15 protein-coding genes are annotated in these 12,969 nt (G+C 61.4%); 9 read left to right on the top strand and 6 right to left on the bottom strand.

All coding sequences use genetic code 11. From position 1 onward, the window contains the following. Positions 1-46: 46 nt before the first annotated feature. The 3 genes from WEU32_RS13840 to WEU32_RS13830 form a co-directional block, all read right to left on the bottom strand. Positions 47-259, bottom strand: a complete 213-nt coding sequence (locus tag WEU32_RS13840; RefSeq protein ID WP_167178520.1) for a hypothetical protein — start codon at positions 257-259, stop codon at positions 47-49. Further along, positions 259-822, bottom strand: a complete 564-nt coding sequence (gene def, locus WEU32_RS13835) for a peptide deformylase (RefSeq protein WP_312139177.1) — start codon at positions 820-822, stop codon at positions 259-261. The genes WEU32_RS13840 and def overlap by 1 nt, the downstream gene beginning before the upstream one ends. A gap of 93 nt (positions 823-915) precedes the next feature. After that, complete coding sequence (locus tag WEU32_RS13830) at positions 916-1,329, bottom strand: acyl-CoA thioesterase (protein ID WP_167178524.1); 414 nt, start codon at positions 1,327-1,329, stop codon at positions 916-918. Between the two features lie 143 nt (positions 1,330-1,472). On the opposite strand from WEU32_RS13830, the gene WEU32_RS13825 reads away from it, so the two are divergent. Next, on the top strand, positions 1,473-1,796 hold the full coding sequence (locus WEU32_RS13825; RefSeq protein WP_167178527.1) for a YnfA family protein: 324 nt from the start codon (positions 1,473-1,475) through the stop codon (positions 1,794-1,796). On the opposite strand, the gene WEU32_RS13820 is transcribed toward WEU32_RS13825, so the two are convergent. Continuing rightward, positions 1,786-2,487, bottom strand: a complete 702-nt coding sequence (locus tag WEU32_RS13820) for an NAD-dependent deacylase (protein WP_406852297.1) — start codon at positions 2,485-2,487, stop codon at positions 1,786-1,788. The genes WEU32_RS13825 and WEU32_RS13820 overlap by 11 nt on opposite strands. Before the next feature lie 62 nt (positions 2,488-2,549). Here WEU32_RS13820 and WEU32_RS13815 point away from each other — a divergent pair, with 62 nt between their 5' ends. Continuing rightward, the gene (locus WEU32_RS13815; protein ID WP_406852296.1) at positions 2,550-4,031 is read left to right on the top strand and encodes an amidohydrolase family protein; all 1,482 of its coding nucleotides are present in this window, start codon (positions 2,550-2,552) and stop codon (positions 4,029-4,031) included. On the opposite strand, the gene WEU32_RS13810 is transcribed toward WEU32_RS13815, so the two are convergent. Continuing rightward, entirely contained in the window at positions 4,028-4,945 is a 918-nt protein-coding gene (locus WEU32_RS13810; RefSeq protein WP_406852295.1) for a LysR family transcriptional regulator, read from the bottom strand. The two genes, WEU32_RS13815 and WEU32_RS13810, sit on opposite strands and share 4 nt — an antisense overlap. A gap of 178 nt (positions 4,946-5,123) precedes the next feature. On the opposite strand from WEU32_RS13810, the gene WEU32_RS13805 reads away from it, so the two are divergent. The 7 genes from WEU32_RS13805 to WEU32_RS13775 all read left to right on the top strand — a co-directional run bounded on the left by WEU32_RS13805 (position 5,124) and on the right by WEU32_RS13775 (position 12,329). Further along, complete coding sequence (locus WEU32_RS13805) at positions 5,124-6,230, top strand: S-(hydroxymethyl)glutathione dehydrogenase/class III alcohol dehydrogenase (RefSeq protein ID WP_406852294.1); 1,107 nt, start codon at positions 5,124-5,126, stop codon at positions 6,228-6,230. Positions 6,231-6,295: 65 nt separating this feature from the next. Further along, positions 6,296-6,682: a VOC family protein gene (locus tag WEU32_RS13800; protein ID WP_406852293.1), complete on the top strand. Its 387-nt coding sequence runs from the start codon at positions 6,296-6,298 to the stop codon at positions 6,680-6,682. Positions 6,683-6,789: 107 nt separating this feature from the next. After that, the gene (locus WEU32_RS13795) at positions 6,790-7,395 is read left to right on the top strand and encodes a hypothetical protein (protein ID WP_406852292.1); all 606 of its coding nucleotides are present in this window, start codon (positions 6,790-6,792) and stop codon (positions 7,393-7,395) included. After that, positions 7,395-8,228, top strand: a complete 834-nt coding sequence (gene fghA / locus WEU32_RS13790; protein ID WP_312814171.1) for an S-formylglutathione hydrolase — start codon at positions 7,395-7,397, stop codon at positions 8,226-8,228. Before WEU32_RS13795 ends, fghA begins: the two co-directional genes overlap by 1 nt. Before the next feature lie 43 nt (positions 8,229-8,271). Beyond that, the gene (locus tag WEU32_RS13785; protein ID WP_312139162.1) at positions 8,272-8,496 is read left to right on the top strand and encodes a hypothetical protein; all 225 of its coding nucleotides are present in this window, start codon (positions 8,272-8,274) and stop codon (positions 8,494-8,496) included. 110 nt (positions 8,497-8,606) lie between these two features. Next, positions 8,607-10,427, top strand: a complete 1,821-nt coding sequence (locus WEU32_RS13780; protein WP_406852291.1) for a DUF885 domain-containing protein — start codon at positions 8,607-8,609, stop codon at positions 10,425-10,427. Between the two features lie 114 nt (positions 10,428-10,541). Beyond that, positions 10,542-12,329, top strand: coding sequence for a DUF885 domain-containing protein (locus WEU32_RS13775; protein WP_406852290.1), 1,788 nt, complete (start codon positions 10,542-10,544; stop codon positions 12,327-12,329). 71 nt (positions 12,330-12,400) lie between these two features. Here the strand turns inward: WEU32_RS13775 and WEU32_RS13770 are convergent, their stop codons facing one another. Beyond that, the gene (locus WEU32_RS13770; RefSeq protein ID WP_406852289.1) at positions 12,401-12,967 is read right to left on the bottom strand and encodes a DUF4189 domain-containing protein; all 567 of its coding nucleotides are present in this window, start codon (positions 12,965-12,967) and stop codon (positions 12,401-12,403) included. Between the last annotated feature and the right edge of the window lie 2 nt (positions 12,968-12,969).

Raw genomic sequence — 12,969 nt, 5'->3', positions numbered from 1 at the left:
GCGCGATCATGCGCGGACGCGCCCTGCCTTTAAAGGAAGGTGCGGCTTACTGCCAGCGGGTGTGGGTGGAACCGTCCAGATCCCACGCGCCACCGGCGTCCAGAGCGTCGTCAAAGTCCAGCAGACGGTCCAGCAACAGGCCCGCCACCACGCCAATGGCAGCAACGCCCAAAATGGTGGCCGCCGAGGCGACGCCAACCTTTTCGGCGCGGGTCATCGGGCGGCGGGTGCGGACTTCACGACGTTGGCGACGGGACATCAGGCAGCCATCCTCTGGTGTTTTTTGACCTTGGTAACCGCACGGTCACGACGCAGTCGCGACAGGTGGTCGATAAACAGGACACCGTTCAGGTGATCCAGTTCGTGCTGGAAACATACGGCATAAAGACCGTCGATTTCCTCTTCGATCTTTTCGCCCTGATAGTTCAGGTACGACACGCGCACGCGGGCCGGACGCTCGACCTCGTCATAATAGGACGGCACCGACAGGCAGCCTTCCTCGTAGGTGAAGGTTTCTTCGGACGACCACAAAATCTCGGGGTTCACAAAGAAGCGCGGATTGCGGGCAGCCAGTTCGGCTTCCTCGCCTTCCAGACCCTCGGCGATTTCCTTGTCGCCAAGGTCCATCACCACGATGCGGTCCAGCACGCCGATCTGCGGCGCGGCAAGGCCGATGCCGGGGGCGTCGTACATGGTTTCCAGCATGTCATCCATCAAGGCGCGGTGCGCGTCAGTCACGCCGCCTTCGACCGGTTTTGCAACGGTCTTGAGGATGGCCAGGTCGGCCGGAATGTCGATGGTCAGTATGCGTCGGATAGCCATGATCGGGAGGTAGGGTCTGTGGGGGCCAAGGTCAAGAAATGCAGGTCTTGGCCCCGTTATATCACAAAGTGTGTGGCGGAAGTGGCGCGGCTTTTAGCCCTGTACTTCGGGCAGAACGCGCGGCTTGCGGTCCTCGTCGATGGCGACATAGGTGAAGATGCCCTCGGTCACGCGGACACTCTCGATTTCCGCCTGACCACGGGCGCGTTTCCATGCCTCGACGTGAACGCGGATCGAGGTGCGACCGGTATGGATGATGCGGGCATAGATGGTCACTTCGTCGCCGATGGTCACCGGCTGGTGAAAGACCATGCCGTCCAGCGCCACGGTGGCGCAACGGCCACCGGCACGCTCGAACGCAGGGGTCGCGCCGTGCAAGTCCATCTGGGCCAGTAGCCAGCCACCGAAGATATCACCGTCGGGGTTGGTGTCGGCGGGCATGGCGATGATGCGGCCATAGGGCTTGGTAGTCGGCAGGCTAGGGGGATTGATAGCGTCTGCGGTCATGAGGGGCTTCCGTGAGGCTTTAAGGACAACCGTCCGATATTGCGTTGCAACATGAGCGCGGATTGATCCGCAGGCAAATCACCTTGGGTATCGGCATGAAACGCCGTCTTGCCGCCAAGGTTGCCACATGCTTGATCGGGGAAATGAAAACAGCCCTCGTCTATCCGCTGGCCGCTATTGCCGAGATTGCCGGATGCTTTGCCTTCTGGGCATGGCTGAAGCTGGATCGCTCGCCCTTATGGCTGGTGCCCGGGGTGTTGAGCCTGATCGCCTTTGCATGGCTGTTGACGCTGGTGCCGTCAGATGCCGCAGGGCGTGCCTTTGCGGCCTATGGCGGAGTCTATATCTGTGCGTCTCTGGTCTGGATGGGCGTGGTCGAAAAGACGACGCCCGACCGCTGGGATATTCTGGGCGGGGCCGTGTGCCTGCTCGGGGCGGCCATCGTGCTGTTCGGACCTAGAGGCTAGCCAGAAACGGGGGCAGAACCTCAGTGGCCGGACCATAGAGGTGTTCGCCAAACAGGTTGCGCCCCACGGTAGGCTCCAGATTGATCTCGACGGTTCTGGCCCCTGCATAACGGGCCTGTTCGACAAAGCCTGCGGCCGGATAGACATTTCCCGATGTGCCGATCGACAGGAAGATGTCGCAGCGATCCAGCGCCTCGGTAATGCGGTCCATCCGTAACGGCATCTCGCCGAACCAGACGATGTGCGGGCGTAACACGCCTGCCGGATGGTGGGGTGAGGTGTGGTGAGGTTCCAGATCATCGGACCAGTCCATGACCTTGCCCGTGCGGGTACAGCGCGCCTTCAAAAGCTCGCCATGCATGTGGATCAGTTCGAACCCGTCCCGAGGTGTAATGGCCTGATGGGCGCGGTCGTGCAGATCATCGACATTTTGCGTCACCAGCAGGAAATCGCCCTCCCACCGCGCGGCCAGTTCCGCCAGCGCCAGATGGGCGGCATTGGGCGCAACCTTGGGCAGGAAGGCGCGGCGCTGGTTGTAGAAGTCCTGCACCAAGGCCGGATTGGCGGCAAAGCCTTCGGGGGTGGCCACCTCTTCGACACGGTGCCCCTCCCACAGGCCGTCACTGGCACGAAAAGTCGGCACGCCGCTTTCGGCAGATATTCCGGCACCGGTCAGGATGACAAGATTCATAGCTGGCCCCTAGGATAATTGCGCATGGCTTTGCAGACGCGATGGTTTTACAGCGTTTGACTATGTTCTCGTTCGTATCCCGTCTGTCCGCAACGGCCTCGATGGCTTTCGTGGTGCTCGCCCTACCGGTTATGACTCATGCCCAGACTCTGGCCCAGACGCCGGTAGATTTGGTTATCCGTGAGGCCCGCGTGGTGGATGTGAAGACGGGGCAGGTCGCGCCTGACCGTGCTGTCGTCATTTCCGGCGATACGATTATTGCGGTCATGGCCGATGCCGATGTGGCCGGCTCCTATAGCGCCTCTGAAACAGTCGATGTTGATGGCCGCTGGGTCATGCCGGGCCTGTGGGACAACCACGTCCATTTCGGCGGTGCAGGTTTTGAAGAAGAAAACGCCGACCTAATGCAGCTGTATGTCCTGAATGGCGTGACGGGTGTGCGCGATGCGGCGGGCGATCTGGCACAAACGGTGCTCGACTGGAGGGCGGCACCGCCGCGTGCCATCGGCCCGAACCTGTTCACGTCCGGTCCCAAGATCGAGGGTATTGCCCCCGTCTGGAAAGGTGTGATCGAGACCGGCAGGGAGGCCGATATCGAGGCGGCGCTGGATCGTCTTCAGGCGCTGGGCGCGGACTTTGTGAAGATCACCGACAGTACCCTCAAGCCAGAACTGTTCCTCTATACGGTCCGCGAAGCCAAGAAGCGCGGCATGAAGACCTCGGGCCATATCCCGATGAGCCTGACGGTGCTGGAAGCCGCAGAAGCGGGCCTGTCGACCATCGAGCACCTGAACTATCTGATGAAGGCTGGCTCGAGCGACGAGGCGGGCATTTCGGCCGATTATCTGGCGGGCAAATATACCTATGCCCAGACCATGGCCCGCTATGCCGAGACCTTTGATCCAGTGGTGGCGCTGCGGGTCTATCGCCGTCTGGCCGAACTGGGCGTGATGGCCTCACCGACCCAGCACGGTTCTTCGACCTTGGCGTGGCTGGATCGTGATGACCACAGCCACGATCCCGAACTGGCCTATATCGGTCCGGGTATTCGCGGCACCTATGGCTGGCGTGTGGAACGCGCCGCACAGGCAACGCCGGAAATGATCGAGGCCCGCCATTTCGTCGAGGCGACCACGCTCAAAACCTTCCCGCTGCTGCGCGAGGCAGGTGTGCGGATTCTGGCCGGGACCGATGCGGGTTTCCTCAACTCGTTCAACTATCCGGGCTTTTCGCTGCATAGCGAGCTGGAGCTGTACGTGGCCAACGGCCTGACGCCCCGCGATGCGCTGGAGGCTTCGGTCATCAATGGCCCTGCGCTGCTGGGCAAGTCGGATCGCTTTGGCGCTGTGACAGAGGGCAAGGCTGCCGATCTGATCGTGCTGGATGCCGACCCGCTGGTGGACGTGGCCAATACGCGCCGGATCAATGCGGTGGTGCGGGCAGGGCGCATGCTGGACCGAGCGGCGCTCGATGCTCTGGATGCCGACATCCGCGCGCGGGTGACGGCCCACGAGGCGGACGTAGCGGCAAAGGCAGCGAACTAAATATCCGGTTGAGGTTCTGGGGGCCGGTTGGCTCCCAGATTTTTGGTCCCAAGGCTTTTTTGTAGCCAGTCGATCATCGCCCGCACGCGCGGCGGGACGTGGCGCGGGTGGGGGTGAACGGCCCAGACGCCTTCATCGGGCGGACGGTGGCTGTCCAGTACCGGCACCAGATGCCCCGCTTTGAGGGCTTCGTTCACATAGAAGTCGGGAAGCTGGCACAGGCCAAGACCTTGCAGAGCCGCATCCATAACCGCTGTGCCGGAATTACAGCGCCAGCGACTGTGCGGGCTGAGAGTGATTTCGCGCCCGCCTTCGGTAAAGCGCCACTGGGGCGATGATCCGGTCAGGGTGTCGTGGCTGGCTATTTCCGACAGGTCGCGGGGCGCTCCGCGCCGCTCCAGATATTCAGGGCTGGCGCACAGGATCAGGGTGCGTGAGGCCAGTTTGCGCGCCATCAGGCGCGAGTCCGTCAGATGGCCGAAACGGATGGCCAGATCATAACCTTCGCCCACCATGTCCCGCAGGCGATTATCCAGATCGAGGTCGATCCGCAGTTCGGGATACTGCCGCGCAAAGGCGTTGACGGCGGGGGCGATGAACCGCTCTCCGTAAGACACCGAACAGGTCATGCGCAACAGGCCGCGCGGAGCATGGTCGTCGGGCTGGATGGCGGCCAGAGCCTCGTCGCGCTCGTCGATCAGACGCCGACAACGGGCAAGGAATTCTCGCCCCGCATCGGTCAGCTCAACCCGCCGTGTCGTCCGGTGCAGCAGGCGCGTTTGCAGCCGGTCTTCGAGGCGCGCAATCTCGCGACTAACCGCCGAGGTGGACAGTCCCAGCCGCTTGGCCGCCCCTGAAAAGCTGGCCTGTTCGGCCACAGCCGTAAACTCGTCGATACCGTCCCATCTGCTCATCGGGACGTTGCAGCAGGATTGTTGCGTAGGTGCAATAATGTTTTGCGGTTGTCGCAGTAGGCGCGAACCCAAACGCAGCGTAAAACAACACCAACGCCTGATCATCTTAGGATTTTGCCCTCAAGTCGCGAGGCCCCGCGGGCCGAGCATAGGGCGTCCTGAAAGGACACAAACAATTATGAAAACTCTTGCCGCCGTTGCGTTTGAAGCCAAGAAGCCGCTGGAGATCGTCGAAGTCGATCTGGAAGGTCCGCGCTGGGGCGAAGTCCTCGTCGAGATCAAGGCGACGGGGGTTTGCCATACCGACGCCTATACGCTGGATGGTCTGGACTCCGAGGGCCTGTTCCCGTCGATCCTCGGCCACGAAGGCGCAGGCGTGGTGGTCGAGGTTGGCCCGGGCGTGACCAGCGTTGAGGTCGACGATCACGTCATCCCGCTCTACACGCCGGAATGCCGCCAGTGTAAGTCGTGCCTGTCGCGCAAGACCAATCTGTGCACCTCGATCCGCGCAACACAGGGCAAGGGCATGATGCCGGATGGCACCTCGCGCTTCTCCTATAAGGGCCAGACCATTCACCACTATATGGGCTGCTCGACCTTCTCGAACTATACGGTGCTGCCGGAAATCGCGCTGGCGAAAATCCGTAAGGACGCCCCGTTCGACAAGGCCTGCTATGTCGGTTGCGGCGTAACCACGGGTGTCGGTGCCGTGACCAACACGGCCAAGGTGACGCCGGGTTCGAACTGCGTGGTGTTTGGTCTGGGTGGTATCGGCCTGAACGTCATTCAGGGTCTGAAAATGGTCGGTGCCGACAAGATCATCGGCGTGGACCTGAACCCTGACAAGGAAGAATGGGGCCGCCGCTTTGGCATGACGGACTTCATCAATCCGAAGACTGTGTCCGATGTCGTGGCCGAGGTCGTGCGTCTGACCGACGGTGGTGCGGACTATACGTTCGACTGCACCGGCAATACCGAGGTCATGCGTCAGGCGCTGGAATCCTGCCATCGCGGCTGGGGCGAAAGCATCATCATCGGCGTGGCCGAAGCCGGTAAGGAAATCGCCACCCGTCCGTTCCAACTGGTCACGGGCCGCGTCTGGAAGGGCTCGGCCTTTGGCGGTGCGCGCGGCCGTACCGACACGCCGAAGATCGTTGACTGGTACATGGACGGCAAGATCGAGATCGATCCGATGATCACCCACACCTTCGGTCTGGAAGACATCAACAAGGCGTTCGACCTGATGCACGAAGGCAAGTCGATCCGTTCGGTGATCGTATTCTAAGGCTGGTTGTCAAAAGCAACTGACCGTGGCTAGTCTTCCCTCAACAACAATGAGGGAAGACTGCCATGTTCTCGCACATCACACTGGGTGCCAACGACGTCGAGGCGTCGCGTAAATTCTACGACGCTGCGCTGGGGGCCTTGGGCCATCAACCGGGCAATCCCAGTGAAGTGCCGCTGCCGGGTGTCTGGTACATGACCCCGCGCGGTATGCTGGGCATTGTCACGCCGCGCGATGGCCAGACAGCCACTTGCGCCAATGGCGGCACTGTCGGCTTTGCGGCCCCGACGCCGGAAGCGGTGGTGGCCTTTGCAGAGGCCGGCGTTGCTGCAGGTGGCACGGCGATCGAAGATCCGGCCGGTCCGCGCACCACGCCGTTCGGTGTCCTGCATCTGGCCTATTTGCGCGATCCGTCGGGCAACAAGATTTGTGCGGTTTTCCGCGAGGGCTGATGCGGTTTCGGGACGGGTTTGAAGGACATAGAACCGCAGGGCCCCGCAAGGTCTGCCGGACTGTGCTAGGCTTATCCGTCCCCCATCACTTTTGAAGGCTGAGTTTCGTGGCTTCATCCCTGTTTCGTCGTTGTTCGCTGCTTTTGGTGGCTGTATCTGTTCTGGCGCTGGGGGCGTGCGGGCGACAGCAGAACCAGCCGGCGACTCCGCCGTCCGAGGCCGCAGATACCATCTGGCTGAACGAGGGTGTGGTGCTCTACATGCCCGATCAGGTCATGAAGGCCCGCATCAAGATCGAAGACATGTCGCCCTATATGAAATCCGTAGAGGCGGCGGCCAAGGCGGTGGTTGAGGCGCAATCGGGCCAAAAGGGCACGTCGGGCATGTTGCTCATCGGTCTGCGTCCCGATGGGCAGTCCAAGGCGTGGATTGTGACGGGTGAACCGCCGATGGCGCAACCGGTAGCCGATGCCATGATTGCCGCTGCCGAAGCTGTGCCTGCACCGCCGGTCAACGAGGGTACGGTTTTGGTCGGCATCCAGTTCCACGCCTTTGGTGGTGGCACCGCGCCAGTCAGTTCCGGCCCCCCCATTCCGCGTGACTGGTATTCGCATTTCTCTAAACATGGCGGTCTTCTGGATGACGCCCTGATGGACAAGGTCTGGCCACAAGACACGGCCGGTCAAAACGCACCAAAGGAAACGGTTCAGTGATGGAAGTTGTCAAAACCCACGCCGTGCATGGCGGCACGCTGCGCTATCTGAAACATGACAGCGAAACCACCGGCACCCCCATGACCCTGTCGGTGTTCGTGCCTGCGGGGGCAGGCCCGTTTCCGGTGCTGTACTGGTTGTCGGGTCTGACCTGCACCGAGGACAATTTCACCACAAAGGCGGGCGCATATCAGGCCGCGGCCGAGCATGGTATGATCATCGTCGCCCCCGATACATCGCCGCGCGGCGAAGGCGTGGCCGATGACGAGGCCTATGATTTGGGGCAGGGTGCGGGCTTCTATATCGATGCCACGCAAAGCCCGTGGGCACCCCATTTCAAAATGGAATCCTATGTCACCGGCGAACTGATTGAAAAAGTAGAAAGCCAGTTTCCGGCCAATGGTGTGCGCGGTATTTCCGGCCACTCGATGGGCGGTCACGGGGCGCTGACACTGGCGCTGAAATATCCGCGCCTGTTCACGTCGGTATCAGCCTTTGCGCCGATCTCGTCCCCGACGCGCTGTCCGTGGGGCGAGAAGGCCTTCGGGGCCTATCTTGGCGATGACCGCGCCGAATGGGCCAAGCACGATGCGGCCCTGCTGATCGAGGCAGGCACGGCCAAGGGCCATTATGACGACATTCTGGTCGATCAGGGCGATGCCGACAGCTTCCTTGAAAACCAGTTGAAGCCGGAACTTCTTTTGGCCGCTGCCGACAAGGCGGGTCAGAAAATCACCGTGCGGATGCAACCTGCCTATGACCACTCCTACTTCTTCATGACCAGCTTCATCGCCGATCATGTGGCTTTCCACGCCGCACGGCTGAAGGTCTAAGGTCGGGCTGTCGCAACGGAGCGGGTAATGTTACAGGGGGCGTATGACCGATCTGGCCCCCTATGAACCGATGTTTTCCGCCCTCTGCACCGAGCTGGGCTACTGCCTGCATGAAAAGGGGCAGGTGAAGGTTGTCGAGGCTCTGCCCAAGGGGCTGGATGCAGCCGTGCGTGCGGTGCTTCAGGCCGAGGGCCATTATGAACCGGCAGCATCGGGTGATCTGAAGCGCGGAATCCGCGACTGCATCAAGGCCCACCTTCCGGCCTGACTTCCCTTCGGGTGACGTAAACTTAATTTTTTGAAAGGCCCCGTGCGTCTTGCGTGCGGGGCCTTTCTCCATACTGTCGCCTAACTGTGTTTTTCAGGGAGGGTTTGCGGATGGATCGTCGTCGTCTTCTTCAGAGTTTTGCTGCTGGTGCTGCGCTGACGGCGCTACCGGCGGCTCGTGTATTGGCACAAGCGGGGAGTGGAACCGCCACCGCGGCCTTCCACGCTTTGCTGGACAAGATCGCGCAGGAAATGATCCTGTCCGATCCCGAGACCCTGACCATGTTGGGCATGGACCGGGGACCGATGGCCACGGCCCGCTTCAAGCTGAGCGACCGTTCGCAGGTCAAGATCGACGCCGACAAGGCCAAGTTCATCGAGGGTATGAATGCGGTAAAAGCCATCGATAAGGCCCAGCTGCCAGCGACCGAGCAGACCTATTACGACTCGCTGGAATTCTTCGGCGATACGGTGATGGAGGGCTATGACTTCCCCTATGGCGGCGGCATGTTCCCCTCGCCCTATACGGTCAGCCAACTGGGCGGGTCCTATCAGCAGATTCCCGACTTCCTCGACAGCCAGCACCGCATCGAGGCGGCAGATGACGCCGACGCCTATCTGTCGCGCCTGTCGGACTTTGCCAAGGGACTGGACGCCGAACGCGAGCGCATGCTGGCCGACTTCGCCGCCGGTGCCGTGCCGCCTGACTTTGTCATCGACCGCACGCTGACCCAGATGGCGGCCATTACCGGAACGGCTCCGGCCGACTCGGTCATGAGCCAGTCTCTGGCGCGTCGCACCGCCGAGAAGAATATCGCTGGTGACTGGGCCGCACGCGCTCAGGCCATCCTAACGGCGGACGTCTATCCGGCCATCCAGCGTCAGGCCGATGCTCTGCAGTCCGTACGTGCCGGTGCCACCCATGACGGTGGCGTCTGGCGTCTGCCAAGAGGCGAGGACTATTACCGCTTTGGCTTGAAATACTTCACCACCTCTTCGATGACACCGGACGAGGTGCACCAGATGGGGCTGGATCAGGTGGCGGAAATCTCGGCCCGCGCCGACGCCCTTCTGAAGGCACAGGGCATGACGCAAGGCTCGGTGGGCGAGCGTATCGCGGCCTTGGGCAAGGATCCGCGCTTCGTCTATCCGAATACGGATGAAGCCAAGGACGAACTGATCCAGGAACTAAACACCCAGATGGTCGCCATCATGGCCCGTATGCCCGAATATTTCGGCCGTCTGCCCAAGTCGCCCTGTGACATCAAGCGCGTGCCCAAGGCCATTGAGGCCGGAGCGCCAGGCGGGTATTATCAGCCGCCTGCTCTGGATGGCTCGCGTCCGGGGGCTTACTACATCAATCTGCGTGATACGGCCGAATGGCCCAAATGGACCCTGCCGACCCTGACCTATCACGAGGCGGTTCCGGGGCATCACTTCCAGATCGCCCTGCAGATGGAGAAGCCGGACACGCCACTGCTGATGAAGGTCATGGGCTTCTCGGCCTATTCGGAGGGCTGGGGCCTGTATGCCGAGCAGCTGGCGGACGAGATCGGGGTCTATGAAAACGACCCGTTTGGCCAGATTGGTTATCTTCAATCACTGATGTTCCGTGCCGCGCGTCTGGTGGTGGATTCCGGTCTGCACCACAAGCGTTGGAGCCGTGAACAGGGCATCCGCTACATGGTCGATACGTTGGGCGATCAGGAATCCAGCATCGCCACGGAGGTCGAGCGTTACTGCGTCTGGCCGGGTCAGGCGTCCAGCTACAAGGTCGGCCACACGACGTGGGTACGCCTGCGCGAAGAGGCCAAGGCCCGTCTGGGATCGCGCTTTGACATCAAGGGCTTCCATGATCGCGGGCTGGACCTTGGCGGTGTACCGCTGACGGTTCTGGAACGCGAGATGCGAGCTTGGACGCCGCAGTCGTGAGCGAAAAACCTCACCGGACGATTTGACGAAAACCGTCCGGACTTGCAGTAGTTTTTGAACGAAGAGGGACATGCTGGGCATGGCCCTCTTCATGTATGGAAGGGGGAGTTTTGAATGATTGATCGTCGTCGCGTATTGATGGGGGCTGCAGCTGTAGCTGCAGCGGCTCCATCATTGGCGCAGGCCGCTGCGGCATGGACCGATGCGGATGAGCGCCTGAATGCCTTGCTGAATGGCTGGTTCGAGGCTGATATAGATGAAACCCCTGAACGGGCGACCGGTCTGGGGCTAGACAAGGGCAACCGCGCCCACCTGTCGCACAAACTCAGCGAAGTCAGCCTGAAGGCTCGTGAGGATGATCGCGCCAAGGCTCTGAGCCGCTGGCAAGCCATCCGCACCTTTGACCAGACAGGGCTGTCGGAAGCCGGTGCGCTGAACTATGCCATCGCCGCCTTTGGTCGGGAAACCTCGGCCCTGAGCGCAGGCTTCGATTATGGCAGTGGCCGCTCGCCCTATGCTGTGACGCAGTTGTCGGGTGCCTATTATTCGACGCCGGACTTCTTAGAGAACCAGCACCGTCTGGATGACAAGGATGGTGCCGACGGCTTCATTGCCCGTCTGGAAGCGTTTGCCGACAGTCTGGATGGCGAGACCCAAATCACGAGGGCCGATGCTGCCAAGGGTATCATCGCTCCAGACTTCATTATTGATCGTGCCCTGCCGCAAATCCGTACCTTGCGTGATATGCCGGGCGACGACTGGTCCATGATCAAGACCGTAGCCCGCAAGGAAGCGGCCTTGGGTCTGTCGGGATATGCCGATCGGGCCAAGGCGCTACTGGAGCGCAAGGTCAAACCTGCTCTGGATCGACAGATACAGACTCTGGAAGCTTTGCGACCGGCAGCGGTTCATGATGCGGGTGTCTGGCGCTTGCCCGATGGCGAAGCCTTCTATGCCAATGGTCTGCGCTCCAACACCACCACCACCATGACGGCGGATGAAATCCACCGCATGGGTGTGGAACAGGTGGCCGCGATCAGCGCCGAACTGGATCAGGTGCTGAAGTCGCAAGGCTTTACGCAGGGCACGGTGGGCGAGCGCGTTCACGGTCTGAACACCGATCCCGCACAGCTGTTCGCCAATACCGACGAGGGCAAGGAAGAACTGCTGAAGTGGCTGAACGACCAGATCAAGGAACTGGAGCCGCATCTGCCGCAATATTTCGGGCGCCTGCCGAAAACTCACGTCGAGGTACGTCGTGTGCCGGTGTCGATCCAGTCGGGCGCGCCGGGTGGCTATTACCAAGGGCCGCCGCTGGATGGCTCGCGTCCGGGGGTTTACTACATCAACCTGCGTGACAGCGGGAACTGGCCGCGCTTTGCCCTGCCGACCCTGACCTATCACGAGGCTTCGCCGGGCCACCACCTGCAGGTGGCTCTGCAACGCGAGGCGGGCGAACTGCCGCAATGGCGTCGCGCCGGTGGCTTCTCGGCCTTTAACGAGGGCTGGGCGCTTTATGCCGAACAGGTCGCCGCCAATGATATGAACGTTTATGCGTCCTATCCGCTGGGCCGCGCCGGTTTCCTGATGTCCTATCTGTTCCGCGCCGTGCGTCTGGTGGTTGATACCGGTATTCACGCCAAGCGCTGGAGCCGCGAGGATGCGGTGGAATATATGGTCGCCTCGGGGGCCAAGCCACGTGATGCCGCCAATAGCGAGATCAACCGCTATTCGGTCTGGCCGGGTCAGGCCTGTGCTTACAAGGTCGGCCACACCGTGATTGCGCGTCTGCGCGAAGAGGCTGAGGCCAAGCCGGGCTTTGACATCCGCCAGTTCCACGACAAGGTGCTGTTGTCGGGCTCCATGCCGCTGGCTGTGCTTGAAAAGCGCATGCGCGGCTAAGGTCTGCGATTAAAAGAAAAGGCCGGAGGTTCATCCTCCGGCCTTTTTTGTAGGGCTGGTTTCAAAGCGGCCTAGTAGCGGTTCCAGCGGGTGGAGCGAGCCGTGCAGACGGCATCATGGGCAATGCTGCAATCTGTGCCGCCGTTGGCCTGACACTGGCTGACGGCATCGGCGCGGGCCGAGCGGGCATTGCGCGCGGGTGTCGAGAAGTAGCGGGTTGCGCCACCGACCTGTCCACTGGCCACAGCAGAACAGGCATTGCGCCATGCAGTGATCGGCGCACAATTGGCATCCGGTTCTGTGGGCGCGCGCATACTCATCCCGCCCCATTCGTGATCGGGTTGTTCGCATTTACGCATGGCATTGAATGAGGCGGCGTCGATGCTGCGGCCCTGAAGCACATATGAATAGACCTCGCCGGTGTCGGTATTGAAGGCAAAGGCCCCTAACCCCTCAACACGTTCGCTATAGCCTCTGGTGCTGTTATCCACGCCTTGCGGACTATCCGGCGCGCAGGTTGCCGATCCGGCCACCGTGCCAACGGGGCATTGGGTTTGAGCTTTGGATGGCGTGGCGGTCAAGGTGAATGCCAAGCCTATCCCTGCGGCCATAACAGCCATGATGGTTTTGATTTTCATCA

Source organism: Brevundimonas sp. BH3, from assembly GCF_045345115.1.
GTDB lineage: Bacteria > Pseudomonadota > Alphaproteobacteria > Caulobacterales > Caulobacteraceae > Brevundimonas.
The sequence above is the reverse complement of the archived record's forward strand: the minus strand, read 5'-3'. Positions and strand labels throughout refer to the sequence as shown.